Source organism: Rhizobium metallidurans, from assembly GCF_014196505.1.
GTDB classification, from domain to species: domain Bacteria; phylum Pseudomonadota; class Alphaproteobacteria; order Rhizobiales; family Rhizobiaceae; genus Rhizobium; species Rhizobium metallidurans.
Map to the genome: position 1 here is coordinate 1 of NZ_JACIDW010000014.1, position 26565 is coordinate 26565.

A 26565-nucleotide genomic window follows, 5' to 3' on the forward strand; every position below is an offset into this window, starting at 1 on the left:
ATCTCCGAAATACGGCGGGTCAGGAACTTGAGATCATCGTCATAAGCGGAATAGATATGTGTCGATGCCATGGGGCTTATCCTTGAATGTCCTGACCACGCCTAGCCGAACCGGCCAGTGATATAATCCTGGGTCCGCGTTTGGGTCGGCGATGTAAACATCTTGGAGGTATCGTCAAACTCCACCAGCTCACCAAGATACATGAACGCCGTCTGGCCGGAGACGCGTGCTGCTTGCTGCATGTTGTGGGTGACGATGACGATCGTATACTCACTTCGCAGCTCGTGTATCAGCTCCTCGATTTTGGTCGTCGAGATTGGATCGAGCGCGGAACACGGCTCATCGAGAAGAATAATCTCCGGTTTGACGGCAACCGTGCGCGCAATGCACAGGCGCTGCTGTTGTCCACCGGACAAGCTCAGGCCGCTTGCGTTCAGCTTGTCCTTGACCTCGTTCCACAGAGCCGCGCGCTGCAACGCAGCTTCGACGCGCGCGTCGATTTCGCTTTTGCTCAGGTTCTCGTAAAGTCTGACACCGAAGGCGATATTCTCGTAGATCGACATCGGAAACGGCGTCGGCTTTTGGAACACCATGCCTATCTTCGTGCGAAGATGGTTGAGGTCCTGCGATCGATCCAGGATATTCTCGCCATCGACAATCACTTCGCCCTCGGCGCGTTGCTTCGGATAGAGCTCGTAGATGCGGTTCATGACGCGCAAAAGCGTCGACTTACCGCAGCCAGATGGTCCGATGAACGCCGTGACGCTGCGCTCGGGCAGCGAAACGTTGATGTTCTTAAGTGCCTGGCTGCCACCATAGTAGAAGCTCAAGTTCCTTATATCGATCTTGGCTTTTTCACCCAACTCCGCGGGCCTGGCTGTCTGAAAAGTTGTCGACGTCGTCATTTTTCGTCTCCTCTGCGCCCAGTGAGGCTGCGTGCGAGAATGCTCAGGCCCAGGACCGTAAGGGTGATGATCAGCGCACCGGTCCAAGCAAGCTGCCGCCATTCTTCGTAAGGGCTCATCGCGAACTGGAAGATGGTGACCGGCAGGCTTGCCATTGGTGCATCGAGATTGTTGCTCCAGAACTGATTGTTGAGCGCGGTAAAGAGCAGGGGGGCGGTCTCGCCTGAGATACGCGCGACTGCGAGTAGAACGCCGGTGACGATCCCCGACCGCGCGGCGCGATAAGCAACGGATCGGATTACGATCCAGCGCGGCGCGCCGATGGCCGTTCCCGCCTCACGCAACGCGTTGGGAACAAGATTGAGCATATCCTCGGTGGTGCGAACGACGACCGGGATGACGATCACCGCTAGCGCAAAAGCTCCGGCGAGGGCCGAGAAATGCCCCATCGGCCTGACGACAAGCTCGTAGATGAACAGGCCGATTACAATCGACGGCGCGGACAGAAGAATGTCGTTGATGAAGCGTACCGTCGTCGTCAGCTTCGAATGCCGCCCGTACTCCGCCATGTAGGTTCCGGCAAGAATGCCGATCGGTGTGCCGATCACCATCGCGATGATGGTGATGACAAGGCTGCCTGCCAATGCGTTCAAAAGGCCGCCGGCGTCTCCCGGCGGTGGCGTCATCTTCGTGAAGACATCAAGTGAAAGACCGGCAAATCCGTTATAGAGAAGCGCGCCAAGTATAAGTCCTAGCCATACAAGCCCGATGCCAGCCGCGACGACGCAGAGCGACATCATGATTGCATTTTTTGCCTTGCGGCGGGAAGAGTTCGTGCGCATTGCTCAAGCCCCCGTCTTGCTTTCAATCCTCATCAGCATGTAGCGAGCAAGCGCTAGGATCAGGAAGGTGATGAGGAACAGAATTAGGCCCAGAGCGATAAGCGACGACGTGTAGAGCTCGCCGTCCGCCTCGGTAAACTCGTTGGCGATGCTTGCGGAAATCGTGGTTGCAGGAGCAAAGAACGATGCGCTGATACGGTGAGCGTTGCCGATCACGAACGTGACGGCCATCGTTTCCCCAAGTGCGCGGCCGAGGCCGAGCATCACCCCTCCCATGATTCCGACGCGCGTATAGGGAATGACGATGCTGCGCATCACCTCCCATGTGGTGCAGCCGATGCCGTAGGCGGATTCCTTCAGCACGGCGGGAACCGTGTCGAAAACGTCTTTGGTGATGGACGTTATGAAAGGCAGCACCATGATCGCCAGGATCAATGCCGAGGTCAGCATGCCGATGCCGTAGGGCGGACCTGCGAAGAGGCTAGAAAGAACAGGAATGTCGGAGAAGATGGAGATCATAAACGGTTGAATCGTGGCTTGCAGAAATGGTGCAAGGACGAACAGGCCCCAGATGCCGTAGATGATACTGGGAATGCCTGCGAGGAGCTCTACGGCGATGCCGATCGGCCGGCGGAGAGGGCGCGGGCACAGTTCGGTGAGAAAAACCGCGATACCGATGCCAATCGGAACTGCAATGAGGATAGCGATCGCCGATGTGACCAGCGTGCCGTAAATCGGGGCCAGCGCTCCGAACTTTTCCGTGACGGGGTTCCAGCTCTCCGTAACGAGAAACGACAATCCGAATGTCGAAAGCGCCGGCCAGGCTCCCACCACAAGCGAGATCGCAACCCCGCTGAGCAAGACAAGAACAAGAATAGCGGCCGCACGAGACACACCGTGGAAAACAGCATCCGTAAGAGCAAAACGCCTTACGACCTTTCCGCGTGCGCTGTCGGCGCCTTGAATGACAAGCGTCATCGTACAGCCTCAGTAATTCAAGGATGGAAAGAAAGGGGTGACCACGTGGCCACCCCTTTCGATAACACTTACTTCGCGGAGTAAACGGCCTTGCCGTCCTTGCCGACAACATCCTTCGCCCAGGTCTGTTCGATGTCCTTTACGACGTTTTCCGGCATCGGCACGTAGTCGAGTTCCGCAGCCATCTTGGTGCCGTTCTTGTAGGACCAGTCGAAGAACTTCAGAGCCTCGGCCGTGGCTGCGGCATCATCCGGCTTCTTGTAGACGAGAATCCAGGTAGCCGCCGTCATCGGCCAAGAGGATGCACCAGGCTGGTTTGCGAGGATCACCCCGTAGCCCGGTTGCGACTTCCAGTCGGCGTTCGCTGCAGCGGCGGAGAAGGTTTCGGCGGTCGGTGCAACCGTCTTGCCGTCCTTGTTGATCATGTCGGTGTAGGTCAGCTTGTTCTGCTTCGCATAGGCATACTCGACATAGCCGATCGAGCCCTTGGTCTGCGCTACGTTGCTGGCGACACCTTCATTGCCCTTGGCACCGATGCCAACCGGCCATTCGAGAGCGGTGTTGACCCCAACCTTGTCCTTCCACTCGGCACTGATGTCAGCCAGATAGTAGCTGAAGTTGTATGTCGTGCCGGAACCATCGGAGCGGTGGACGACGGCGATCGCCTGCGACGGAAGCTTGGCCTTCGGGTTCAGCTTCTTGATGGCCGCGTCATCCCAAGTCTTGATCTTGCCCTGAAAGATGTCCGCAAGCGTTTTGCCGTCCAGGACAAGCTCGCCCGGCTTCACACCTTCGAGGTTGACGACTGGCACGATGCCACCCATGACCATCGGAAACTGAGCGAGTCCGATCGAATCCAGGTCTTCACCCTTCAGCGGCGCATCGGAGGCGCCAAAAGTGACGGTCTTGGCCTTGATCTGCTTGATGCCGCCGCCAGAACCGATGGACTGATAGTTGAGGCCGTTTCCGGTTTCCTTTTTGTAGGCATCGGCCCACTTGGCATAGATCGGATAGGGGAAGGTCGCGCCAGCACCCGAGATGTCGGCAGCCTGTGCCAGGGTGGATGTGAACACGGAGGCGGCGATTGTTGCGCATGCAACTGCGACCGACCGAATGAGAATAGTCATGATTGGGTCTCCCTGCAGGATTCAATGTCGTCGATTGCGACGCACTCCCCTTAGGCACATGGGATGACAGTTAGGTGACACAACTGTGACACTTCTGCTGGACCGGAGCTGCAAAACACCCTGTGTCCAAGCAGAGTGCCTGAATAAAATATTCAATAAATTCATATGTTTAATGAAATATATTGCTTATAATTAGCCCCGATATCAATAGAATCAGAACGAAACCTTACGAAAATGTAACGTTCGCCGGGGAGATGGCCGCGCGGGCTGCCGATCATTGGAGGGCCTGCCTCTCTCATTGCTCCGATTCCAAAAAGCTGGATCGTTTTGGGGATCAGAGCACCGGAAACTCCAGTTCTCGGCGGTCAAATCTTCGCTCTTAGAGCACCGACGGCCCAATGTTTGGGGGCGGTTCAAAACCGCCGGGGCTCTAATCGCAACCGGATGAAAATTCAGTGGCAGGTCAACGGCGCTTACGGTTTTCTCGCGCACCTGGCAAAAAGAGCAGCAGCTGCGGTACCAACCAAAGTACCGCAGGCTTTTGAGCGCAAGTCATCGCGAGTTAGGAACGCACGCTATTATAGTGTAATTTTTGTCGTCCGAAGAGGCATGCCGACACCGGTTGTGAGATTATCGGCGGCTATCTGGACATTCAGTATCTGGAGCGTGAGAAGTATTTGAGCCGCCGCGGCCAAGCCTTCGAGCGCGGGCATCTCGACACGATAGGTCGCGTCGCAGGCGTGACCGCTGCTGTCCAGAACCACGGTCGGGCAGCCGGCATCAACGCATGTTTTCACCAGCGGCGGAATCGAGTCACGGTCGGCGCCGGCACTCCTCATGAGGATCACGCCAATGTCCGGCCCCAACATTTCGAGTGGCCCGTGGCGAAACTGCCCCGTCTCAAAGCCGATCGTCGGGATACGCGCGAGCTCCATCAGCGACAATGAAGCACTGCCGGCCACACCATCCATGAGCCCGCGTCCGGCCACGACGATTGCCTTCACGCGTGAAAGGGCTTTCGCAGCATTCCCGAGCTCACTGGGCTGGTTGTCGGTGAGAACCTTTTGAAGCTTTGTCTGGTCAATTCCGAGCTGTTGAAGGATTGCCGCATGCATTGCAAGCGTCAGGATAATGCTACGGGTCGCGGCGAAAGCAGCCTCGGGTCCACCCTCTGCCACGAGCACATCATGAGACGAGGCGGCGAGGGTGCTGTCGGGATCAAGTGTCAAAGCCGCCCGGTATATATCCTTAGGCATGGCGGCAAGAAGCTCGACGACCTCACCGGACTCGCCGGACTGCGAGGTGATCAGGCAAACGCGCTTCTTGTCCAATGCCGACGGCCGCAGTATTGCCTCGGATGCCGTTACTGAACGGCAATCCAAGCCGGCATCGATGTAGAGACCCTCGGCGATCCGATTGACGTGGTGAGATCCACCCATGCCGTACATCACCAATGAACCCTGCTCGCGAATGCGGTCCGCGATGCGGCGCGCGGTCTCTTCGGTCCGGGACAACGTGGCGAGCGCATTTTCGCACTGTCGATCCATCTCGGCCTTCATCGCTCGGAGACCGGGTTCACGAAGCATGAGCTCAGAGACGGCGGTTGTAAAATCGGTCATCAGACGCTTTCTCTCGTTGGTTCAGGTGGGGATTTCTCGAATTGCCGGGACAGAGCGTCTGCTTCGTACGACACGCCGATCTGGGACCGGATGTCGTCCATCACACCCATGATCTCGATGCTCTGCTCAAAGGGCATGATCTCGCTCGAACGCCGGCCGGTATCGACAAGACTCTGAAGCTCGAGAGCTTGGAAATGCATTCCTCGACCAATGATTTCGCCGCCAAAGTATCGCTCCCAGCAACAACCTTCGCTGTCAAACACCGCAAAAGTGGTCGGCGTATACCAATCGCCGTCGATCACGATGTGGCCATTCGAGCCCCCAATGAAGGCTGTGTTTGGTCCAGAAGCGTCACTCGATGCAGACAGGAGGGCGGACGCCCCACCGTTGTAACGGAACATGACGGAGACCTCCGCATCGGCACCGGTTGGCCTTAGCCGCCCTGTTGCTATGACGGTGTCGGGCTTGCCGAGCAGGTCCATGGCAAACGATACGGGGTAAACGCCGAGATCAAGAAGCGCGCCTCCGCCGAGTGCTAGATTGTTAAGACGATGTTCCGGGTCGGAAGGCAGAACCTGCGCGTTCGTCGCCACTATCGATCGTATTTCTCCTATTGTCCCGTTCGCGACGAGGTCGCGGATCCGGCGCATGTGCGGCAAAAATCGTGTCCACATTGCCTCCATCACGACCACGTCGTAGTCCAAGGCAAGCTCTTCCAAGTACCGTGCCTCGGCGGCGTTAAGGGTAACGGGCTTCTCGATCAGCACATGTTTTCCCGAGCGGATCGCCAAGGCAGCAGCCGAGCAGTGGAAGGGATGCGGCGTTGCGATGTAGATCACATCGACGTCGGCATCCTCCATAAGGGCCTCATAGCTGCCGTGCGCGACCGCGATCCCGTGATCGGCGGCAAACGCGCGCGCTTTTGACAGGGAGCGCGATCCTACCGCGGCAACCGACATGCCATTGGCGATAAGGTCCCTTGTAAACGCGCCAGCTATATTGCCGGCGGCGAGAATACCCCAGCGAAGATTTGGCAAATCCCCGTTCCCTTGAAATTCATGACCGCGTCGGCGCTCTACGCGGACAACGCGGCCGGCATTGGACGCTATTGCAAAGCCCGGCCGCGGCGATTGCGCCGAGGTAGCCGGGCTTGGCGTGTTCTAAAGATGTGGGCGCTCGGTTCTAACGCGGCTTACCAGGGAGCGGTCAGCACCGGAGGGTTCGCGGCTTCACCCCACCACTTCTTGTAGTTTGCCGCCTGTGCTCCCGAGGCAACGTAGTCGGAAACGAACATGTCGAGCCAACGAACGAACTCCAGGTCACCCTTCGCGATGGCGATGCCGATCGGCTCGTTGGAGAACAGGCCCGGCAGGGTCTTCAAGGCAGAATTCGTCTTCGCGAGGTAGTCGAGGATGGAGGAATCTTCCAGCGCTGCGTCAACGCGCTTTTGCTGAAGTTGAAGAATGCCGTCGGGTGCGAACTGATCGACGTAGACGAGTTCAGCATTTGGGACGGTCGCCTTCATGAACGTTTCCGCGGTCGAACCACGGGCGACCACGACCTTCTTGCCCGCGAGCTCATCGATCTTGGTAACGCCGCCGTCAGCCTGGACGATTACCCGGAGCCCGGTGCGGTTGTAGGGGATGCTGAAATTCACGATTTTGGCGCGTTCAAGGGTCGCCGTCGTGTTTGCCACCACGACATCGAGCTGCCCGGACGCCAGCATGGAGATACGCGCGTCACCGGATACGTCGGTGATTTCCACGGGAACACCGATCTTTTCCGCAAGGCGGTTGGCGACATCGACATCGTAGCCTGCCGGATTATTCTTGTCGTCACGGAAGCCAATCGGCTCTCCGCCCAAGGATACGCCGATGCGGACCACGCCGCGGGACCGGATATCGTCAAGCATGCCGGCCGTGGCTGGCAACGTGTAGCTTGCCGCGAGTGCAAGAGCGGCAAGTGCGGTGAAAAGCTTCTTCATTTTGAATTGATCCCTCTGAGGTTGTACCGTTTAGATTGTTTGATCCCGATTTCCGGCATCAAGGTTTGAGTGCCAAAGGCAATCACTGCCCCAACACTTATCGAAGACCACGCTTTGGTTGCCGATGACCGGAGAATTTGTCGGGCTTCCACGTCGCTTGGTCTCCTCCCCACTCACGAACTGGCTTGGCTTCGCCTACATCCAGCCGCGGTGTTGGATTCGTACGATAATGATCTGCCGCGCTCATCGGGCTTGGTGCCTGAGCGCCGCGGCAGATGGCCATTGTGTCAATCCTTCCTCATCTTCGAGAGGAATTGGGCAACACGTGGCTGCGCCATTCCGCCCTCCGCATGGAAGAACTCCTCGGTCGGCAGATCGACCAACAGCTTTCCCTTTTCCAGAAAGACGATCCGGTCCGAAATACGTCGGGCGAACTCGACTTCATGGGTGACGAACACCATGGTCGTGCCCGTCGCCGCGAGCTTCTCCAGGATCGCAAGAACTTCCGCTGTCATTTCCGGATCGAGGGCGCTTGTGACTTCGTCCAGCAGCAGGTAGCTCGGCTTCATTGCCAGCGCGCGGCAAATGCCGACGCGTTGACGCTGCCCTCCCGACAGTTGCCCGGGATAAGCATCCGCGCGCTCGCTGAGGCCGACGGAAGCCAGCAGTTCGCGAGCCTCCTTTTCGGCTTCCGCCCGGCTGCGCTTAAGCACCTCGATCGGCGCGATGGTGATGTTACCCAGCACGGTCATGTGCGGATACAAGTTGAATAGCTGGAAGACCGTTCCGGAACGTTTCCGCGCTTCGCCCAACTCCTTTGGCTTGGACACGTCAAAGCCATCTACCGATATCCGGCCGCCATTCAGCTTCTCAAGCCCATTGATGCAGCGAATGAGGGTTGATTTTCCAGAGCCGGACGATCCGAGGATTGACACGACCTCGCCGGGCTTGATGGTCAGATCGACGCCGTCGAGGACGACGACATTTCCGAATGACTTCTTTACGCTGGCTATCTCCAACATCTTAGATACCTCTGAATTGGCTGTGGGCGCGCAGTCGCGTCTCGATGCGGGCACCGATCGACGCCACCAGCTTCGCGGTTGAGTAGTAGAGGACGCCAACCGCCGTCCACACGATGAAAGGCTGAAGAGTTCTCAGATTGAGGTTCGCGCCGATTTTGGCTAGATCCATGACGCCAATGACCGAGATGAGCGACGTGACCTGGAGTTGGTTCACCATGAGTGAGACAAGCGGTCCGATCGAAAAGGCTGCCGCCTGGGCATATACAATGTGACGAAGAATTTGCCAGCGAGACATCCCGAATACACGCGCTGCCTCGAGCTGGTCGCGCCCGACGGACTCGATGGCGGCCACGATGATAACGTAGACGAAGGCCGCGGTGCTCGCCGATAAAGTGATAGTCGCAGCTTCGATGGGTGTCAGTCTGATCTTCAGGAGGCCCGGAAAGCCGAAGAAGACAAGGAACAGCTGGACAAGGACAGGCGAGTTCTTGATCAGCTCCGCGAAGAAATGGACGATCTTCGCAAGGACAGGAACACGGTAGAACCGGATAACCGCCCAGATGATTCCAAGGACGACGCCAATGGCCGAGGTCAACAGGAAGAGACCGACGGTTACGCCCAATCCCTGCAGCAGAAGTACCAAGTCATACGAAGTGAAGTTAGTGTACCGCATTCAGGCCTCCTGTTGCTGCAGGTCGCGGTTGAGCGCGCGATGTAGAAGGTCAACGCCGAGTGACAGCAGCCAAGTCAACGTTGCGTAAACGACGAGAAGCACGACATAGACCTCGAACGGGCGAAATGTATTCGAGGCCACGATCTTTGCCTGCCCTGTGAGCTCGTTGACCGTGATCGTCGAAAGAACCGACGACGTCAGGATCATGTTCACGAGTACGGCACCCAATGGCTTGATGGATGTGCGCAGCGCAATCGGGAGGACGATGCGGGTGAAGACAACGCGCTTGGAAAGCCCGCTCACCTCCGCCGCCTCGAACACACCAGTATCGATTGCGAGAATCCCCGAGCGGATGGCATCGGACGCATAGGCTCCAGCGGAGATGGAAAGGGCAATCACGCCCGTCGTCACGCCATCGATATAGATCCCGATGACGGGAAGCCCGTAGTAGAAAAAGAAAAGCTGAACGATGAATGGAATGTTTCGGAAGAGATCCACGTAGATATACGCCGCCCGCCGAACAGCGCTGGACGAAGAAGTCCGCGCAACCGCGATGATCGCTCCCATCAAGATACTGCCTATCAGCGATAGAGCGCTTATCTGGGCCGTCAGCAACGCCCCGTCTGCGAGAACACCCATGTGCGGGATGAGCACAGTGAGATCCATCTTCATGCCCTGTCTCCCGTGCAGTGTATGATGATACTAGGCATCGCCATTAGTCTCCGTAGAGCCCTTGCTCGGGCGTCCATGCAAAATCTTGATCGAGAGGATATGTAGGTCGCGAAAGGCGGGACCACTGCAGCCGGGACATGTCGAGCTGCGACACCCCATCGCTGATCAGCAGGATGTGCCGTGCGACGATGTCTTCGAATTCCGGATGAAGGTAGCCAAGCTTAACGACGTATGCCCTGTGATCCGTGGGGCTGATCCCCATCGCCTGAAAATGCTGCGGCGTCGTGATTCCCACCGGATAGGAATGGAAAGTCGCCAAGATCTCACCGATCCTCACACAAACCCATGGCTCGTCGCGAGATTGCTCGGGCTTTAATCCTCCAAGATCGAGGTCGCTCCCGCAAGCAACCACGTGAGCAACCACCCGTCGCTCTGTCCGCGGGCGAGACAGGTGTTCGTCGCCGAGGATGATTTCGACATCCGCCCCAACGCCCGCCGCCATCAGCCGCTCGACCGTGCGAGGAGCCGTGATACCGGCAACCACGATATCCTTCACACGGTCGTCATCCAGCGCCGCCTGCAGCACATAGGTCAGGTCGCCAGCCGCTCCCGCCGTGGTATTGTCGCCGGAATCGGAAATGAAGACCGGTGTCAGCTCTGATCGCATCGCCATTTCAAGGCCCGCGCCAATCTCGGCCGTTTCCATTTTCAGGCGAAATTCCGATCGTTCCGCCCAGATCCGAACTGCGAGTTCAAGCGCTGCGCTGCGTGCCGCCTCGGCACTCGTTTCGCTGACGGCAAACGCCGTTGCTCCGGTCCAGGGACGGTCATTCCATGCGAAGCCAACAAGGATGTTAGCCTCCATCATGTCGGACCGCTCATCGAATTCGGGCAGCGCACCATAGAGTTCGCGGCCAGGGCTGCTTGTGGTCACCGAGATTTCGCCAGGCAGCAGGATCGGTAGCCTCACCGCGGCCTTCTTCGGCTTGATGCCCTTGCGAACGACGCGGATCAGCTGATCGGCGGCCCGACGCCCGGTCTCGCGATCGTCGCGATGCGGCGCGGTCCTGAGGACGCTGAATACGGTCGCGGCCGAAAGCAGGCCCGGCGTCATGTCACCATGCAGATCGAGAGACACCGAGATCGGAACTTCCGGCCCCAGCAGATCGCGTATGGCTTTCACGAAATCGGTGTCCGCGTCCGTGTCCATCTCCGCGACTTCGAGTGCCCCGTGATTGGCCACGAGAACGCCGTCGAATGGTCCTGCGGCATCGATACGTTTCAAGGTATCGGCTTTGATCTCTTCGTAGGCGCTGGCGGTCAGGGGGCCGCCGGGAAGCGCCTTTGCCCAGCACAGAGGCACGATCTCGATCTCAGCGTCTTCGGCGAGGCGCTCGAGCATGCCTCGGATAATCCACAGGTCGCCGTTCAGTATCTCGTCGGCGTAATAGCGCTGGACCGCGGAAAGCTCCGTCGGAATTGGTGAAGCAAGCATGATCTCGATAGAGAGACCGACGATGGCAATGCGCATGTAAGACCCTTAGAAGGCTTTCGTGTTGAATCACTGGCGAAGGAATGACCCCTCGGAAGGCTCTGGACAAATCGACATCGCCATAACAGCAGCGTGAGATTTATTCCGAGCCTCAAAATTTATTGCCTAGCTTTGCCCCAATGGACGGACATTGGAAACGTCTAATGGACGAAAGAAGCAAGAGAACTGATCATCATCAATCCAGCTTAAGTTACGTCTGTGTCGTGACTTCTCGGGCTGTCGCGCAAGCAAAAGCGATGCAGCGGAAGCAGTGTTGCTCAGTGGTGAGGACTGCCTGGCGCCATGCGACTTTGGGTGATCGTGCACGGCAGCGCTCGTGATGGGGGATGTCGAAACTTCGCGAAAAGGCTTGCTTGTCCGCACCCGTAGACCCGAACTGAATTTAAGGAATTGACGCTTCAGCAAATGTGTCCCTCCGGTCGATGTGTCGGCATCACTTATTTTCTCCCGTACGAAAACTAAATCGTGTCATCTCGATTTTGAATCGTCAACATTCAGGCAAGTCGATTTCCAAAATTTTCCATAAGTGGAAATCTATTCCTGTAAGTCGCGTATTGTCCGCATTAAATTTCCAATATCGTAAAAATGCCAACGGCTAAGCGCCCCATATCTTCCGTATCTCAATGAAATTTCTTGACCCGCTCCGCATTTTTTGCAAAATCTTTTTTGAGACTCAGAATAATTGAGGCCAGATTTGCATCCATCTTTTCTTCGTCAGTTTCACGCATCCCAGATCTTTCATGCAATCCGAGCCCAGCCGGGTGTGTCGCAGCGTGAACTCTCGGAACTGACGGGCTGCGACAAATCCACGGTGTCCGTTATCATCAAGCGGTTCGAGGGGATCGGACTGGTCGAAAGGACGATGGGAGCCTCCAGTGGACGTCGTGGACGTCCCTCGGAGTCACTCCGTATTTCCGAACTCAGCGGACTGCTGATGGGCGTCCACCTTGAGTTCGAATGCCTTCGATTTGTCGCGGCAAACGTTGATGGCCGTCCCTTTGCCTCAATCGATAGGCCGCTTCCCACGACGCCATCCGAGCTCGGCGACGATGTTCGCAATGGGCTCGAAGCGCTCTGCAACGAGGTTGGTCGTAGCCTCTCCGAGATACGCGCGGTGGGCATGACGCTCCCGGGGCTCGTCGGCTCCGCGGGCGGTCTTGCGGAATCGTCCAATCTTAGTTGGGATACGGTGGCCGTTCCCGATCTTCTCAGGACGAAGATCGGCGCGCCTGTCTACGTGGACAACGATTCAAATGCATCAACTCTCGCGGAACATCTCTTCGGGGTTGCCGCGGACCTCTCGGACTTCATCATGCTCGACGGCAGTCGGGGTATTGGTGGGGGCGTTTTCATCGACGGCCGTCTGTACCGGGGTAGAAGCGGCTTCAGCGGCGAAATGGGCCATATCAAGGTGGTCAAGGATGGCCGCATGTGTGGCTGCGGCGCGCCGGGATGCCTGTCCGCATACATATGTGCGCCTGCGCTGGTGGCGCGATCCCGTCGAGTCCCCGGCATCTCAAAGTTCAGCGACATCCTCGCTGCCGCGGAGGCCGGAAATCCGGACGTTCGCTACTTGCTGGAAGAGGCGGGACAGTTCCTCGGCGTTGCGATGGCGACCTTGATCAATGTCTTCGATCCTCCCGCGATCGCACTGGGCGGCATAATCGCGCAGATTTGGCCGTATATCGAGAATAGTACCCGGCAGACAATTCAACAGAACGCGATGCGAACGCCTGCACGGGAGTACGAGATCCGTATCTCAACAATCAGCAACAGTCAGATTCCATGGGGCGGCGTCACCCTTGCTTTGGAAGGCTTTTCAAACCTCCATCCGACGGACCCTCTGCCATGGTAGCCGCGGCCAGCGCAGCCCTCGGGAATGCAGTTGAACATGCGTAACGCCGGGAAGCCAGTGCTTGGCGGATCAGCGACGGGAGCGTCGAACCGCAATGTCAAAATTGACATTGGACCAACTACCACACTTTGCCTCGAAGCGGATCCGCGGTGGATCCGCTCAGGCATAAACGTTCACGTGACCTAATTGAGGAGATCAAATGTCCATTTCACTTCGCTCCATCCGTATTCCAGATTTTGGCGTTCCAGTCGAAATGCCGGTCATCCCGGCCGAGGTGTACGAAACACGATCCAAACTCGCTTATGAGCGTTCCGGCGCGGATTGGCTGGTGGTCTATGCCGATCGCGAACATCTTGCCAACATCGCGTTTCTGACGGGCTTCGAGCCTCGCTTCGAGGAGGCTCTCCTTGTGCTCGGCAAAGGCGGGAAAAGAGCGCTCGTTGTCGGCAACGAAAGCCAGAGCTATGCTCCGCTCGCTGGTCTTCCGGGTCTGGAAGTCTTCCTTTGCCAGACCATGAGTCTGATGGGGCAGGATCGTTCCGAGAAGCCCAATCTTGAAGCGGTTCTACGCGACATCGGTCTACAATCCGGCGACACCCTGGCACTCGCGGGCTGGAAGTACCTCGGTGAAGAGGAGTGGTCCGGTCCTTACGCTACCTTCCAGGCATCCGCGCTCGTCGTTGATGTCCTCAGGAAGATCTCGGGATCGAACGCCGGCGTTGTCGACGCAACGCATGTGCTGATGCACCCGGAGAAGGGTTTGAGGACCGTGGTGGACGTCCATCAGGTGGCTGCGGGGGAATGGGGTGCGGCCCGCGCCTCGGCGGCTGTCTGGCGCATCGTCAGCGGAGTGAAGGCTGGCGAAAACGAACTCCAGGCTACCTCCCGAATGGGTTATGCTGGAGAGGAACTCAGCGCGCACATCATGTTCGCGTCCTCTCCCAAAGGCGCACCCGTCGTAGGGCTGCGTAGTCCGCGCGCGCGAGTTCTGGAAAAAGGTGACGGTGTGACCACCGCTGTCAGCTATTGGGGCGGCCTGTCCTCTCGCGCGGGCCTCCTTGTCGAGCATGACGACGACTTCCTCGAAGTCGCCAAGGCTTACTTCCGCGGGCTAATTGCTTGGTACGAGACCGTGGACATCGGCGTGACGGGGGCGGCAATTCATGATGCCGTCGTCTCCAAGCTCGCTGAAGGCAATCTTCGGCCGGCGTTGAACCCGGGTCATCTGGTTGGACATGACGAGTGGGTGCATTCTCCCATTCGGCCAGGCTCTCAGGAAAAGATCAGATCGGGAATGCCGTTCCAGGTGGACATTATCCCCGTGCCTCAGCCGGATGGCTGGGCTCTGAACAATGAAGACGCGGTGACTTTCGCGGATGAAACGCTCCGGTCCGAGCTGAAGCAACTGTATCCGGAAGCCTACGCCCGTATTGAGGCACGACGTGCATTCATGAAGGACATCCTCGGCGTGGAGCTCAAGCCGTCGATCCTTCCAATCTCCAATACACCGCTGTGCCTGCCACCGTTCTGGCTTGCCTCCGACAAGCTGCTCGTGCGCGACTGATCGACGGTTGATGCTGGCGGCGGGCCATATCCGCCGTCAGCAATCGGCCATCGAAAGAACGGCGATCGTGTCTCTGCATCTCAAGTTCTGAAACACATCCAGGGCGTCTGCCGACGACGCCTTGGAGATCTCTCGAGAAGAGCAGACAATAAAAAGAGAGGCCGAAGCAACGCTCCGACCTCTCTCGTACTCGTTCCGATCAGAACGCTGGTTACTTGAGGGTGTCCTTCAATGCGTTATTCATCTTTATGAGGAACGCCGAGTTCTGGATGCCATTTGCCTTCTCCAATTCCAGAAGCGTTCCGTCGCGGTGCATCTGGCTGACGACGCCGGAGAGGAAGTAGGAGTAAGCCGTGTTGTCGTCGGCGGGCCGAATTACCATGCCCCACGGGGTGTCATCCTGGACCGGGAGGGTCATGTGGAAGCCTTCCGACCACTTGCTGTCGGCCAGACGGACGTTGATCCGGTTGTCGTCTTCGAGGAGGCCGATACAACGGCCCTGCGCCAGTGCTGCTTCGATCTCGGAGGTTCCGGAAAAAGCAAGAATGGTCACGCCGTTATTTTCCTGTGCCGGCTTGTTGTAGAACGCTCCCTGAATTGCGCAGACAGTCTGACCCTTGATCTGACTCCAGTCCGTGGCATTTACGGCCTTGGGCGTGAGGACCGAGTAGCCGGAAGAATAGTAGTTCGGATGGACGAACGTGACCAGCTTGCGGCGTTCCAGCGTTTCCGACGCCGATGCCAGGAGAAGGTCAACCTGACCCTGAAGCAGGAACTCAAAGCGGTTCGCGGTGGTAACCTTCACGAATTCCGCTTTCACGCCGAGAATGTCGGCGATCTTGCGTCCGAAATCGACTTCCATGCCCTTGAACCCGCCGTCTGGAGCACGATAAGCCCACGGCCGATAATCGTCCTTGGTGCCGATCTTGAGAACACCGCTCGCCTTAATCTTGCAAAGTGTGTCGTTTCCGCAGTCCATCGACTGCGCCGATGCGATGGAACTGATGAGCGCCAGACCTAGCGCAACTGCGACTGACTTGAGATTGATCATTGTTACTTCCCTCTGGTTCAGGTTCTTTCGCCTTTCGCCCTCCCTAAAAGTCGAGCCGGGTTAGGCGCGGCATCGCAGCGTCGTCAATCTCCGGAAGCACTTCAATCTCGATTCAGTCACATAAGCGGAATTACTAAACATCATTATTCGGACTTAAGTGGAAGCATTCTCGTTTCTTGGCGTCAAAAGCGGTACAACCGACCTGCGCTTCGGCAAGCAAACGCGGGCCGGCTGCATTCGGCAGGTGCCACTCCCAAAGGTGATTCAATCAAGTTAAATGAGCGCTGGACATGGCTTCACATGCTACAGAGCTCGGGGCAGCCTGAAATCAGAACGCCGCCAGTCGTCTCGGTCTTATCCGAAGCAATCTTCTAAGGCTTCGGTCTAAACCCCGCTTGTCAAAGGCAGCCAACGGTTTATCGCGGAAATGCCCTCGTGAATATCCGCCCAGGTGTCGAATGCCTGTAGTTCTCGATAGACTTCCTCGGCGGCAGGCTGATCCAGCAACCGACTGGCGCACATCATGAACTTGCTTCTGCGATCGTCGTCCGTGAACGGCCGTTCGGGATTTCCAATCGCCAAATCCCTGGCCGCTCGAAGAACCTGACCATTCCTCAGCGTAATATCGATCTTGACCGGAGCAGTGCCGATGAAGCCGAGCTTCGCGAGTTCGTCATCGAGTTCAAGTCTCACCCTGCCCATCAGGCCGCGTATCTCCGGATCTTCCAGCACTTCGGTCCGGAAGCTGTCGAGGCCGAGCGAACCCTTGGAGACTGCAACAGCGAGCGCGAACTCCATGGAAAATCGCGCTTGCTGCGGCGTCGCTGGATTGTGGCAGACCAGTTCTCGCTCCGCGAGAAGGCTCGCCCCGACCCGGATGGAGACGATATCTTCAGGCTTGAGGCTGTGCTCGTTCACGAGTTCTATCATCACGTCACATGCAGGGTGCGATCCGCTGCAGCAAGGATACTTTTTATAAGCCAGTCCGCGTGACACCAAATCGAACGGCTTGCCAAAGATCATTTGGTCCATGCGCTCGAAATAGGCGGATCGGTCGCCCGCAAAGCAGTCTAGGAAACCATCAACACCCTCAACCGCCGATGCGGAGGCTGTCAGGCCAGCGCGCGCGAGCGAGACCGCTTCAAGGCCGGCCCGGGCTGCCATGCCTGCGTGATAGGGCTTGGCTTGTGTGCCGAAGTTCGAACGGACACCGCTGGACCGAGATATAGAGAGGCCGAGCGCATTGATTGTTGTCCGCCGATCCAGGCGAAGTAGGAAGCTGGCCGCCGCCGCCGCACCGATGGCGTAGTAGACACCGGTCGTATGCCAACCATTTTCCGACACGAATGGCATCGAAATGTCTGCAAGCCTATGCGAAACCTCGACGCCCACGAGGTACGCGGACAGCACCTCCCGCCCTGAGGCCCGCACCATCTCTCCAGTCGCAATGGCTGCGGGAGCGACAACGGTTGTCGGATGACCGATGGTGGACCAGCTCGTGTCGTCGAAATCGAGGGCGTGGCCCGAAACGGCATTGCATAGAGCCGCATTCTCCGGATCCAGGCGATCTACTCTCCCAATGACGGCGCAGGATGATCCCCAGGATCGTTCGGTCGCCCATCCTAGAATGTTCTTCGAAACAGGCTCGCCGACGCCTCCCAGCGCAACCGCGATGTAGTCTATGAAAGCCTCTTTCGCCGCCGCGATGGCATCGGCGCCAATCTGTTCATGCCGAGCCTCGACCAAAAAATCTGCGGCCTTCTCAATAAACGGCAGCGTCACGCTTCTTCTCTTTCCTATCGAAAATGGATGGGATTGTTGCCCAGCTAAGCCAGCTTCGCTTCGATGATCTCCGCGAGCTGCAGCAGGCGGAGATCATCGCCCGCGGCGCCGACGATCTGGAGTCCGGCTGGAAACTGTCCTTCGGTTGGGATCGGGATCGAGACCGCGCAGAGGCCGAGGTAGTTCACATATCTGGTAAAGCGTGACATCGGGATCGTTCCCTGATCGACCTCGTGTAACTCGACCGGACCGATTGGCGTGGTGGGTGAAACAAGGAAGTCGAAGCGTTCGAAAGTATCCCGGAAGTCACGTCTGTCGTCCAGGATCGTTTGGTTGAGATCGTCGTATTCTCCAGCGCTGATCCCTGATCCGGCCATCACGCGATGTCGTACATCGGCGTCCATGATTGCAGCCGCATTCGAGGCAATCGAGCCAAGATTGGCATATGCTTCGTAGGCGATCACCGCGCTCGATATGTCCTGATAATCGGTCAACCCTCGCGGGAGCCGAAACGGGGTCATGGACGCGAAGCTGTCTCTCATCCTGTGTATCGCCGTTTCGAAAGCGACCGAGATGCGCCGATCGACAGCGCCATACTGGGCAGGATCGAGAATTCCTAGATTGATGAGGTCGGGTGCCACCGCACCTCCGGCCTGGGCTTTGCCCGCGAGAACAAGGTGAACGGCACGTACGTCCTCAACACACCGCGCGATCGGTCCAATGGTGTCGAGAGTGGGCGACAGGGACGCGACCCCTTCCAGTGGCACGGCACCGAAGGTCGACTTGAATCCGGTCACGCCACAAAGCGATGCGGGGATTCTGATTGAACCCCCAGTGTCCGACCCGATGGCAGCAGGGACCAGCCCAGCGGCGACAGCCACGGCGGAACCGCTGCTGGAGCCGCCGGCAATCCTGAAGCGGTGCTTGTCGAGCGGATTGCGAGGGGTGCCCGTGGACGTGTTGGTTCCCCAACTCCCGAGAGCGAACTCGACCATTCGCGTGGTGCCGAGAATGATCGCGCCAGCATCTCTCAGGCGTCCTATGAACGTGGCATCGCCGGCGGACGGGGCCGTACCGAAGGATTGGGAGCCGAATGTCGTGACATGCCCCTCGATATCGGCGAGGTCCTTCACAGCGATTGGTATGCCGTGAAGCGGGCCGCGGACCGCGCCCGACGTGAACTCGGCATCCAACCTCCGGGCGTCGGAAATTGCGGTGTCCTTGAACAGCGTGCTGAAAGATCCCAATTCCGGATCAAGCATCTCAATACGCTCAAATAGGTCGCGCACCAGCCTTTCACTGGTTAGAGTTCGTTGCCGGTAGCGTTCACGAATGTCACTAAACGTTTCCATTGCTTACCTTCACGATGCGAGATGACTTTGCCAGGCGCGGTCGTCCGGGCGGCGACCACGCGTCGCCGCCCGCTTCTGCTCAGCCCATCCGTTCGGAGGCGTAACTTCCAGGGCTGGCAGGGAAGACGACGGTACGGTTTCCGTTGATGAACGTTCGATTGTGAATGTGGGCGTGGATCGCGCGTGCGAGAACCTGGGCTTCGACATCGCGCCCCAGCGACACGTAGTCGTCCGCCGACTGGGCGTGATTCACCCGTACCGTATCCTGCTCGATGATCGGACCCTCGTCCAGATCGGCGGTAACGTAGTGGGCGGTCGCTCCAATGAGCTTCACGCCACGATCATACGCCTGCTTGTAAGGATTTGCGCCCTTGAAAGAAGGCAGGAACGAATGGTGGATGTTGATGATCCGGCCGGACATTCTTTCGCAAACAGCGTCCGACAGGATTTGCATGTAGCGTGCCAGCACGACAAGTTCGGCGCCGGACTCCTCGACGACCGACATCAGTCTGGCTTCGGATTCCGGCTTGTTCTCCTTCGTCACCTTTATGTGGTGGAAGGGAATGTCGTTGTTGACGATCACCTTCTGGTAGGTCAGATGGTTCGAGACCACGCCAACGATGTCGATCGGCAGGGCGCCGATCTTCCACCGATAGAGAAGGTCGTTGAGGCAATGACCGAAGTTGGAGACCATAAGCAGAACCTTGGTCCGGTGGGCGGCATCATGGAACGCGGACTCCATCGCAAAAGGCTCCGCTACGGCACCAAAGCTGCTTCGAAGTGTCTTGAGGTCGGCTCCGGTTTCAGACCGGAACGTGATCCTCATGAAGAACCTTTTCGTCTGTGGGTCGTCGAATTGCGCGGAGTCGGTGATGTTGCAGCCGTGTTCGGCCAGAAAGCCCGCGATCGCAGCGACGATGCCTCGTCGCGTTTCGCAGTGCACGGTGAGAACATAGTTGTCCACTGGCGGCGTTCCTTATTTCATATATTCGAGAGCGCCCTGCTAGGCCGCTATGGCTAGGTGTGTAACGAGCAGGTCTGTCAGAGAGCGAGCCCATGTCGTGGGGATGAAGGCCATGAACTCGCGCTCGCCGGTCCGTTCGATGAGGACGCCGACATGGTGCAGAGATGTCTGCACGAACGTGCCGACCGGAAATGCCGTTTCCGAAAAGTCGAGCGCAATGACGCGGCTGAGAAGTCCAGCGGCGCCCGGGCCCTCGAGTGCGAGGCAAACTCGCGCGTGCGACAGATCGAGTGCGACGACGCTTTCGGTGCTGGTGAAGTCCAATTTCGCGTCGGAACGCACAAGGACGCGATCCGGAGCAATGCGCCACACCGTCATCATTCCCCGCCGGACGGGCGTTCGGTAATCCTCGGGAATGGCGAGAGCCTGCGCACGCAACATGTTGTCGGCCGCCGAGACGAAATCGCCCCATCCGGCGAGCTGTGCGAGGTAACCGAGATCGACCTCTCGAACCGACACGGCAGCACCGTCGCTGTTGACGCCGCGAAGCGGCAGGTTGTGTTTCTTAGCCATTTTGTCGATGCCCCTCAGGATCGAAGAAGTGATGCGAGACGACCTTTGCCCGCAGCGTCTGGTTTCCGACGAAATCGATCACCTGGATTGTTTCGCCTACGCGTTCACGCCCCCTGGAGAGCAAGGCCAGTGCGATGTTCTTCTTGAGAGCCGGCGAATAGGTGGTGGACGAAACCCATCCCTCTCCGTGTCCCTTTGCGGGGACGTTGAGTCCAAACAGCAACGAGCCTGCTTTTGCTCCCGCGTCGCCTTCGATCTCAAGTCCGACCAGGATTGGCCGGGTCGGATCCTCGAGAATCGGCCGCTTGCGCAGAACCGAACCGATAAAGGGCTTCTTGCTCGAAGCGAACGCCTCCAGTCCAAGGTCCTTCATCGTGGTACGGCCCTCGATTTCGGCACCGGCGACATGGCCCTTCTCGATACGAAGAGCGCCCATTGCCTCCGTCCCGTAGGGCTTCAGGCTGTGAGGCGCGCCCGCCCTCACAAGGGCTTCCCAAACCTTGCGGCCGAACTTGGCCGGAATGTAGATCTCGTAGGCCAGTTCGCCTGAGTAGCTCATGCGGTGCAGGCGGCACGGGACCCCATCCACGGTGACGTAGATGAAGTGATTGTTCGGTAGCGCTTCCTTGCTGATGTCGGCTCCGGTCGCATCCCTGAGCACTAAGCGGGACTTCGGCCCCGCTATCGCGATAGCAGCCCACTGATCCGTCACTGTCGTGACATGGACCTTCAGATCCTTCCATGCGGTCTGGAGAAGAAGTTCGGACTGCGCGAGAACCTTGGCCGCATTCGCGGTCGTGGTCGACATGAAATAGTCGTTCTGAGCGATCCGTGCGGTCGCTCCGTCGTCCAGAACAAAGCCGTCTTCACGAAGCATGACCCCGTAGCGAAGGCGACCGATCTCCAGCGTCTTGAAACCGTTCGCATAGACGCGGTTGAGGAATTCGGCAGCGTCCGGTCCCTGCACGGCGATCTTGCCAAGCGTGGAGACGTCCACGATGCCAACGTGTTCACGAACGTGAGCTGCCTCCCGGATGTAGGCGTCGCGCAAGGATTCACGCGCGCCAGGATAATACCAAGGGCGCAGCCAAGCGCCTGCTTCGATCATTACCGCGCCGTTCTCCTTGTGCCAATCATGGATCGTCGAGAGCCGTGTCGGCCGGAAATGGATGCCGTGATCGTGTCCTACGATCGCGCCGATCGCGACAGGGGTAAACGGCGGACGAAATGTCGTCGTGCCGACGTTGGGGATGTCCATTCCACGCAGAGACGCCATTCTGGCAAGCGCATTGAGATTGGACGTCTTGCCTTGATCGGCCGCCATGCCTGATGTCGTGTAGCGTTTCAGGTGCTCGACCGAGACGTATCCCTCAAGATGAGCTTGGTCGATATCCGCCAGCTTCACGTCATGCTGGAAGTCAACGAAGGCTTTACCGGGGGTGCTTCCATCGGCGTTCGAAATGACCGTCGTCGGCGTCAACCCACGGCCCCAGAAGTCGTCCGCGCCAGCCAAGGCGACCGACGAGCCAACATTGCCGCCAGCGGCATGCCCCTGCGAGATAGCAACCGCGGTTGACTGAGCACCGACAAGCGAGCCGACGCAAGTGAACGCACCCTTCTCAACGGGTGGCAGGAATGCGTCTAGCTCGGCCTGATATTGGGGCTTGCCAAACCGCTGGCTCCACAGATGAAGCGCGGGCGCCCAGCCTCCCGATGTCGCGACGATGTCGCAGTCGACGAGGATCGACTTGCCAGAGGCCCTGCCTTGATTGTCGACGGGAACGATCAGGGCCCCACGTACACCCTTGCCGCCTTCGGCCTTCAGAACACCATAGCCCTTGTAGAGAGTGATGCCCGCGTCTTTTGCCGCGCTGGACAGTTTCTCCGGACCAGTGTTGCGAATGTCGCATAGCGTCACGCGCGCACCCGCCTTCGCGAGGTCGATGGCTACGGTGTAGGCGCTGTCGTTGTTGGTCGCGACGAGGACTTTGTCGCCGACGAGCACGGCAAAGCGATTCAGGTATTTTCGAACGGCGGACGCCAGCATGACGCCAGGCACGTCGTTGCCAGCGAATACCATCGGGCGTTCGATAGCACCGGTGGCAAGCACCGCACGTTTCGTCCGAACGAGCCAGTATCGCTGCCGCGGCTTGCCGGCCTCCGGCACGCGAACATGATCCTGAAGGCGCTCGACCAGTCCGAACACTTCGCTGTCATAGGCGCCGAACGCCGTGGTTCGCTGCAGGATACGCACGTTGGGCATGTCCTGAAGTTCGGAGACGGCATTTCGCAACCAGTTGTCGGAAATGTTGCCAGCGACCTCGTTCAGGAGTGAGCCGCCGAGCTCATGGTCCTGTTCGACCAGAACGACGTCGTCGCCCTTGCGACCCGCGGCAAGCGCTGCCGCCAGGCCAGCCGCGCCGGCCCCGACGATCAGGACATCACAGAACGCGTTGATTTTCTCGTAAAGGTCGGGATCGTCGAGCGTGGTTGCCCTGCCCATTCCCGCCGCGTTCCGGATAACCTGCTCGCAGAGCATCCAGAATTTTGTGCCGCTGAACGGTCCGATGAACGTCTTGTAATAAAAACCGGCGCCAAAGAAGCGGGAAAGCGCTCCGTTGACCGAGCCAACGTCGAAGGCGAGGCTGGGCCACGCGTTCTGAGGCGTGGAGACCAGACCATCGAAGACCTCCACCATGGTGGTTTGAGCGTTTGGCTCATGGCGGGCGCCGTCGCGCAGATGCACGAGTGCATTCGGCTCCTCAACACCTGCGGCCATAACACCACGTGGACGGTGGTATTTGAAGCTCCTCGCAAGTATCTTCTGCCCGCCGGCGAGAAGCGCGGATGCCAGGGTGTCGCCGGGATGCGCGGAGAAAGAACGGCCGTCGAACTGGACTGTTACAGTGCGCTTGCGGTCGATACGCCCGCCTGAAGGAAGTCTGCGAGCGGTCATGCTACCACCTCACGAGCAAGATAGGATCCGGATATTTCATGAGTGAGGGTGTCGCGGTCCACGACCACCCACTGTCGGCACCCCGTCACATGGTGCCAGTATTCCTTGTGCGGGCCGCGCGGGTTGTCGCGTTTGAACACATAGTCGAGCCAGGCCTTTGGATCGGTTTCGTCCATAGCCGGACGGCGGATGGTTGCATCGGCACCGTAGGTAAATTCGGTCTCGTCCCTCGTTCCACAGACGGGGCAGGTAATTCTGAGCATCTTGGAACCTCAGTGGGCGTTTGGTTGCGGGCCTACGCCCTTTTCGTCGATCTGATAGCCGCGTTCGAAGCGCTCGAGCGTGAATTCCGCGTTGTCTGGATGAGGTTCGCCCTTGGCGATCGTCCATGCGAAGCAGTAGCCGGAAGCCGGCGTGGCCTTGAAGCCGCCGTAGCACCAGCCCCCGTTCAGCCAGAGGCCGTCGACGGGCATTTTCCCGATGATTGGCGATCCATCCATCGACATGTCCATGACGCCAGCCCAATGACGAAGCAGCCTCAGACGCGACAGCGAAGGCATGAGCGATTTGGCGCTGTGCAGCGTGTGCTCGACGATCGGCAATCCACCGCGCTGTGCGTAGGAGTTAAAACCGTCGAGGTCGCCGCCGAGTACGAGACCGCCCTTGTCCGACTGGCTGATGTAGAAGTGTGCCGCGCCATAGGAAATCACGCTGTCTACAAGCGGCTTGAGGGGCTCGGTGACGAAAGCCTGCAAGACATGTGTTTCGATGGGAAGGCGCAGGCCAGCCTTCTGGGCAAGATGACCAGTGTGTCCGGCGACCGCGAGCGCAACCTTCTTCGCCCGGATCGGACCACGGGTGGTTTCAACACCCACGATAGCGCCCTTGTCCCAGATATATCCGGTCACTTCGCACTGCTGGATCAGATCGACACCGTGCTTATCGGCTCCGCGGGCGAAGCCCCAGGCAACGGCGTCGTGACGTGCCGTGCCAGCGCGCGACTGGTAAATCGCCCCATGCACAGGAAAGCGCGCATTCGCCGAGTAGTCGAGATACGGTATGCGGCGCATCACTTCCGCACGGTCGAACAATTCCGCATCAATGCCGTTCGCACGCATGATATTGCCGCGGCGCCGCGCCGCGTCCATCTGGGCGGGAGAATGGCAAAGGTTGTACTGACCGCGCTGGGAGATCATCACATTGTAGTTCAGGTCCTGACTGAGGTTCTCCCAGAGCTGCATTGAGCGCTCGTAGAACATCGTATTGCCAGGCATCATGTAATTTGAGCGGACAATGGTTGTGTTTCGTCCGGTATTGCCACCGCCGAGCCAACCCTTTTCGAGCACCGCCACGTTGCGGATACCGTGTTCCTTGGCGAGATAATAAGCTGTCGCAAGGCCATGGCCACCACCGCCAACCACGATTACGTCGTAGCTCGGCTTGGGCGCCGGATCACGCCACGCGCGTGTCCAGTGCTTGTTGCCACTCAAGCCATGGCGCAAGATTGAGAGGGCGGAATAGTGGCTCATACGAACTCCTCGCGATAGTCGGTGCTTTCACGTACGACCCTAAGCACCTCGTCGTGGCTCAAGAGCCCGCGCTCAATTGCCAGATCAATGAATGGACGGCGCTCTTTCAACGATTCCTGGACGAGCTTGGAGACTTCCGAGTATCCGAGCTTCGGCACGAAAACTGTCGCGAGAGCTGATGATTGAAGCAGGTTTTTCAGGGACTGTTCCTGATCGGCCTCGATCCCCGCGATGCACTTATCAGCGAAGATCATCGTGGAGTTCGCCAGAAGCTCGATCGAGTCGAACAGCCGCGACGCGATGACAGGCTCGAAATGATTGATCTCGAGCTGGCCATGCAGTGCCGCCAGAGACACGGCGGCGTCGTTGCCAACGACCGCGAAGGCAACTTGCTGCATCATCATCGGCAAGACCGGGTTTACCTTGCCTGGCATGATCGACGAGCCGGGCTGGACGGACGGAAGCTTCAGTTCCCCCACGCCACTGTTCGGCCCCGAAGACAGTATGATGAGATCGGATGCGATCTTGCCGATGACTTCGCCACAGATCCGGATCTCGGAGGATACGCGGGCAAACGCGTCGGCGTTCTGCATCGCGTCGAACATGTCGTCGCCGGGACGGACGTTCGCGCCCACGATGTCCTTGAGATGTCGGTAGACGGCGCTGCGATATCCAGGAGCGGATCCGAGACCGGTCCCGATCGCTGTTCCGCCCAATGGCAGAACGAGCATTTCGTCCCTTACGCATTGCAACTTTTTCTCGAGCCGCCCGATAGACGCAGCGTATCCACCGAACGCCTGACCGAGCCGCATGGGCTGGGCGGCCTGCATGCATGTTCGGCCGATGCGAAGAACATCTGCGAAGGCATCGCTTCGCTCACGCAGACGCGAAGAGAGATGGCCCAATGCCTCGATAAGCGACTGCGCCTTGTCGTATACCGCGAGCTTGACCGCGGCGGGAAGCACGTCGTTGGTCGACTGCCCGGTGTTCACGTGATCGTTCGGGTGGACACGACCATAGTTGCCTGGGTCGTCTCCGAGAAGTTGCAGCGCCCGGTTGGCGATCACCTCGTTGATGTTCATGTTGATCGAGGTTCCGCCCGACCCCTCGAGAAGGTCGACGATAAATTGCTCGGAGTGCTGTCCCTGCTCGATTTCCTTGGATGCCTCGATGATCGCCGCGGCGATATCGTCAGGCAGTATGCCCAGATCACGGTTCGCGGCCGCGGCAGCTCGCTTGATGCGTGCCAGAGCCTTGAGCAGTTCGGGAGCATCCCCGAGCTTGTGGAAGGAGATGTCGAAGTTCTCCTGCCCACGAAGAGTGGAGGCGCCATAGAGCGCGCCAGCGGGAATTACCCGCGATCCAAGGCTGTCGGTATCTGTTCTGGTATGGGCCATGGGAGTTCCTCAGGTCCTTTCAAATCGTGCCCGAAGCATTGCAAAACCCTGATCGGTTTTAAATCGAATAAGCGCCACTTAAGCCAATTCACTAGACTGCATTATTTCATCTAATGTTCAGCTGTTTGCCTTGCTTGGCCTCGCTTGTGCCAAGTATGAGGACAGCAG

22 protein-coding genes are annotated in these 26565 nt (G+C 58.4%); 2 read left to right on the plus strand and 20 right to left on the minus strand.

Features of this window, described 5'->3' with window-relative positions; genetic code table 11:
- Positions 1 to 101: 101 nt before the first annotated feature.
- The 11 genes from pstB to GGQ67_RS18425 all read right to left on the minus strand — a co-directional run bounded on the left by pstB (position 102) and on the right by GGQ67_RS18425 (position 11353).
- The gene (gene pstB, locus GGQ67_RS18375) at positions 102 to 905 is read right to left on the minus strand and encodes a phosphate ABC transporter ATP-binding protein PstB (protein WP_183901582.1); all 804 of its coding nucleotides are present in this window, start codon (positions 903 to 905) and stop codon (positions 102 to 104) included.
- Complete coding sequence (gene pstA, locus GGQ67_RS18380; RefSeq protein WP_183901583.1) at positions 902 to 1747, minus strand: phosphate ABC transporter permease PstA; 846 nt, start codon at positions 1745 to 1747, stop codon at positions 902 to 904. Before pstA ends, pstB begins: the two co-directional genes overlap by 4 nt.
- Positions 1748 to 1750: 3 nt before the next feature.
- Positions 1751 to 2725, minus strand: coding sequence for a phosphate ABC transporter permease subunit PstC (gene pstC, locus GGQ67_RS18385; protein ID WP_183901584.1), 975 nt, complete (start codon positions 2723 to 2725; stop codon positions 1751 to 1753).
- A gap of 68 nt (positions 2726 to 2793) precedes the next feature.
- On the minus strand, positions 2794 to 3852 hold the full coding sequence (gene pstS, locus GGQ67_RS18390; protein WP_183901585.1) for a phosphate ABC transporter substrate-binding protein PstS: 1059 nt from the start codon (positions 3850 to 3852) through the stop codon (positions 2794 to 2796).
- 578 nt (positions 3853 to 4430) lie between these two features.
- Positions 4431 to 5471 (minus strand): SIS domain-containing protein, encoded by a 1041-nt coding sequence (locus tag GGQ67_RS18395; protein WP_183901586.1) that lies wholly within the window; start codon positions 5469 to 5471, stop codon positions 4431 to 4433.
- Complete coding sequence (locus tag GGQ67_RS18400) at positions 5471 to 6508, minus strand: Gfo/Idh/MocA family protein (protein ID WP_183901587.1); 1038 nt, start codon at positions 6506 to 6508, stop codon at positions 5471 to 5473. The genes GGQ67_RS18395 and GGQ67_RS18400 overlap by 1 nt, the downstream gene beginning before the upstream one ends.
- Positions 6509 to 6663: 155 nt before the next feature.
- Positions 6664 to 7455 carry a transporter substrate-binding domain-containing protein gene (locus tag GGQ67_RS18405; protein WP_183901588.1) on the minus strand — a complete coding sequence of 264 codons (792 nt, stop codon included), beginning with the start codon at positions 7453 to 7455 and terminating at the stop codon, positions 6664 to 6666.
- Between the two features lie 287 nt (positions 7456 to 7742).
- Positions 7743 to 8477: an amino acid ABC transporter ATP-binding protein gene (locus GGQ67_RS18410; RefSeq protein ID WP_183901589.1), complete on the minus strand. Its 735-nt coding sequence runs from the start codon at positions 8475 to 8477 to the stop codon at positions 7743 to 7745.
- Position 8478: 1 nt separating this feature from the next.
- Entirely contained in the window at positions 8479 to 9150 is a 672-nt protein-coding gene (locus tag GGQ67_RS18415) for an amino acid ABC transporter permease (RefSeq protein WP_183901590.1), read from the minus strand.
- Entirely contained in the window at positions 9151 to 9822 is a 672-nt protein-coding gene (locus GGQ67_RS18420) for an amino acid ABC transporter permease (protein WP_183901591.1), read from the minus strand.
- A 43-nt stretch (positions 9823 to 9865) separates the two neighbouring features.
- Positions 9866 to 11353, minus strand: a complete 1488-nt coding sequence (locus GGQ67_RS18425) for a M81 family metallopeptidase (RefSeq protein ID WP_183901592.1) — start codon at positions 11351 to 11353, stop codon at positions 9866 to 9868.
- Positions 11354 to 12068: 715 nt separating this feature from the next.
- On the opposite strand from GGQ67_RS18425, the gene GGQ67_RS18430 reads away from it, so the two are divergent.
- On the plus strand, positions 12069 to 13229 hold the full coding sequence (locus GGQ67_RS18430; RefSeq protein WP_246400235.1) for an ROK family transcriptional regulator: 1161 nt from the start codon (positions 12069 to 12071) through the stop codon (positions 13227 to 13229).
- A 199-nt stretch (positions 13230 to 13428) separates the two neighbouring features.
- Positions 13429 to 14793 (plus strand): M24 family metallopeptidase, encoded by a 1365-nt coding sequence (locus GGQ67_RS18435; protein ID WP_183901594.1) that lies wholly within the window; start codon positions 13429 to 13431, stop codon positions 14791 to 14793.
- A 211-nt stretch (positions 14794 to 15004) separates the two neighbouring features.
- Here the strand turns inward: GGQ67_RS18435 and GGQ67_RS18440 are convergent, their stop codons facing one another.
- The 9 genes from GGQ67_RS18440 to GGQ67_RS18480 form a co-directional block, all read right to left on the minus strand.
- Entirely contained in the window at positions 15005 to 15844 is an 840-nt protein-coding gene (locus GGQ67_RS18440; RefSeq protein WP_183901595.1) for a transporter substrate-binding domain-containing protein, read from the minus strand.
- 384 nt (positions 15845 to 16228) lie between these two features.
- Entirely contained in the window at positions 16229 to 17626 is a 1398-nt protein-coding gene (locus tag GGQ67_RS18445) for an MmgE/PrpD family protein (RefSeq protein WP_343056525.1), read from the minus strand.
- 44 nt (positions 17627 to 17670) lie between these two features.
- Positions 17671 to 18978 carry an amidase gene (locus GGQ67_RS18450; RefSeq protein WP_183901596.1) on the minus strand — a complete coding sequence of 436 codons (1308 nt, stop codon included), beginning with the start codon at positions 18976 to 18978 and terminating at the stop codon, positions 17671 to 17673.
- Positions 18979 to 19057: 79 nt separating this feature from the next.
- A complete protein-coding gene (purU, locus tag GGQ67_RS18455) occupies positions 19058 to 19942 on the minus strand; it encodes a formyltetrahydrofolate deformylase (RefSeq protein ID WP_183901597.1) in 885 nt (294 codons plus the stop codon).
- 39 nt (positions 19943 to 19981) lie between these two features.
- Entirely contained in the window at positions 19982 to 20515 is a 534-nt protein-coding gene (locus GGQ67_RS18460; RefSeq protein WP_183901598.1) for an aminomethyltransferase family protein, read from the minus strand.
- Complete coding sequence (locus tag GGQ67_RS18465; RefSeq protein ID WP_183901599.1) at positions 20508 to 23471, minus strand: sarcosine oxidase subunit alpha family protein; 2964 nt, start codon at positions 23469 to 23471, stop codon at positions 20508 to 20510. The genes GGQ67_RS18460 and GGQ67_RS18465 overlap by 8 nt, the downstream gene beginning before the upstream one ends.
- The gene (locus GGQ67_RS18470; protein WP_183901600.1) at positions 23468 to 23734 is read right to left on the minus strand and encodes a sarcosine oxidase subunit delta; all 267 of its coding nucleotides are present in this window, start codon (positions 23732 to 23734) and stop codon (positions 23468 to 23470) included. The genes GGQ67_RS18465 and GGQ67_RS18470 overlap by 4 nt, the downstream gene beginning before the upstream one ends.
- 9 nt (positions 23735 to 23743) lie before the next feature.
- Positions 23744 to 25000, minus strand: a complete 1257-nt coding sequence (locus GGQ67_RS18475) for a sarcosine oxidase subunit beta family protein (protein ID WP_183901601.1) — start codon at positions 24998 to 25000, stop codon at positions 23744 to 23746.
- Positions 24997 to 26397: an aspartate ammonia-lyase gene (locus tag GGQ67_RS18480; RefSeq protein WP_183901602.1), complete on the minus strand. Its 1401-nt coding sequence runs from the start codon at positions 26395 to 26397 to the stop codon at positions 24997 to 24999. The genes GGQ67_RS18475 and GGQ67_RS18480 overlap by 4 nt, the downstream gene beginning before the upstream one ends.
- Between the last annotated feature and the right edge of the window lie 168 nt (positions 26398 to 26565).

What these genes read in the sequence shown, in the direction of transcription:
- GGQ67_RS18440 (WP_183901595.1), bottom strand. Translation starts at nt 15,844, where the DNA reads ATGATCAATCTCAAGTCAGTCGCAGTTGCGCTAGGTCTGGCGCTCATC.
- GGQ67_RS18415 (WP_183901590.1), bottom strand. Translation starts at nt 9,150, where the DNA reads ATGCGGTACACTAACTTCACTTCGTATGACTTGGTACTTCTGCTGCAG.
- GGQ67_RS18420 (WP_183901591.1), bottom strand. Translation starts at nt 9,822, where the DNA reads ATGAAGATGGATCTCACTGTGCTCATCCCGCACATGGGTGTTCTCGCA.
- pstS (WP_183901585.1), bottom strand. Translation starts at nt 3,852, where the DNA reads ATGACTATTCTCATTCGGTCGGTCGCAGTTGCATGCGCAACAATCGCC.
- pstC (WP_183901584.1), bottom strand. Translation starts at nt 2,725, where the DNA reads ATGACGCTTGTCATTCAAGGCGCCGACAGCGCACGCGGAAAGGTCGTA.
- GGQ67_RS18460 (WP_183901598.1), bottom strand. Translation starts at nt 20,515, where the DNA reads ATGGCTAAGAAACACAACCTGCCGCTTCGCGGCGTCAACAGCGACGGT.
- GGQ67_RS18480 (WP_183901602.1), bottom strand. Translation starts at nt 26,397, where the DNA reads ATGGCCCATACCAGAACAGATACCGACAGCCTTGGATCGCGGGTAATT.
- GGQ67_RS18450 (WP_183901596.1), bottom strand. Translation starts at nt 18,978, where the DNA reads ATGGAAACGTTTAGTGACATTCGTGAACGCTACCGGCAACGAACTCTA.
- GGQ67_RS18425 (WP_183901592.1), bottom strand. Translation starts at nt 11,353, where the DNA reads ATGCGCATTGCCATCGTCGGTCTCTCTATCGAGATCATGCTTGCTTCA.
- GGQ67_RS18410 (WP_183901589.1), bottom strand. Translation starts at nt 8,477, where the DNA reads ATGTTGGAGATAGCCAGCGTAAAGAAGTCATTCGGAAATGTCGTCGTC.
- pstB (WP_183901582.1), bottom strand. Translation starts at nt 905, where the DNA reads ATGACGACGTCGACAACTTTTCAGACAGCCAGGCCCGCGGAGTTGGGT.
- GGQ67_RS18475 (WP_183901601.1), bottom strand. Translation starts at nt 25,000, where the DNA reads ATGAGCCACTATTCCGCCCTCTCAATCTTGCGCCATGGCTTGAGTGGC.
- GGQ67_RS18465 (WP_183901599.1), bottom strand. Translation starts at nt 23,471, where the DNA reads ATGACCGCTCGCAGACTTCCTTCAGGCGGGCGTATCGACCGCAAGCGC.
- GGQ67_RS18470 (WP_183901600.1), bottom strand. Translation starts at nt 23,734, where the DNA reads ATGCTCAGAATTACCTGCCCCGTCTGTGGAACGAGGGACGAGACCGAA.
- pstA (WP_183901583.1), bottom strand. Translation starts at nt 1,747, where the DNA reads ATGCGCACGAACTCTTCCCGCCGCAAGGCAAAAAATGCAATCATGATG.
- GGQ67_RS18395 (WP_183901586.1), bottom strand. Translation starts at nt 5,471, where the DNA reads ATGACCGATTTTACAACCGCCGTCTCTGAGCTCATGCTTCGTGAACCC.
- GGQ67_RS18435 (WP_183901594.1), top strand. Translation starts at nt 13,429, where the DNA reads ATGTCCATTTCACTTCGCTCCATCCGTATTCCAGATTTTGGCGTTCCA.
- GGQ67_RS18405 (WP_183901588.1), bottom strand. Translation starts at nt 7,455, where the DNA reads ATGAAGAAGCTTTTCACCGCACTTGCCGCTCTTGCACTCGCGGCAAGC.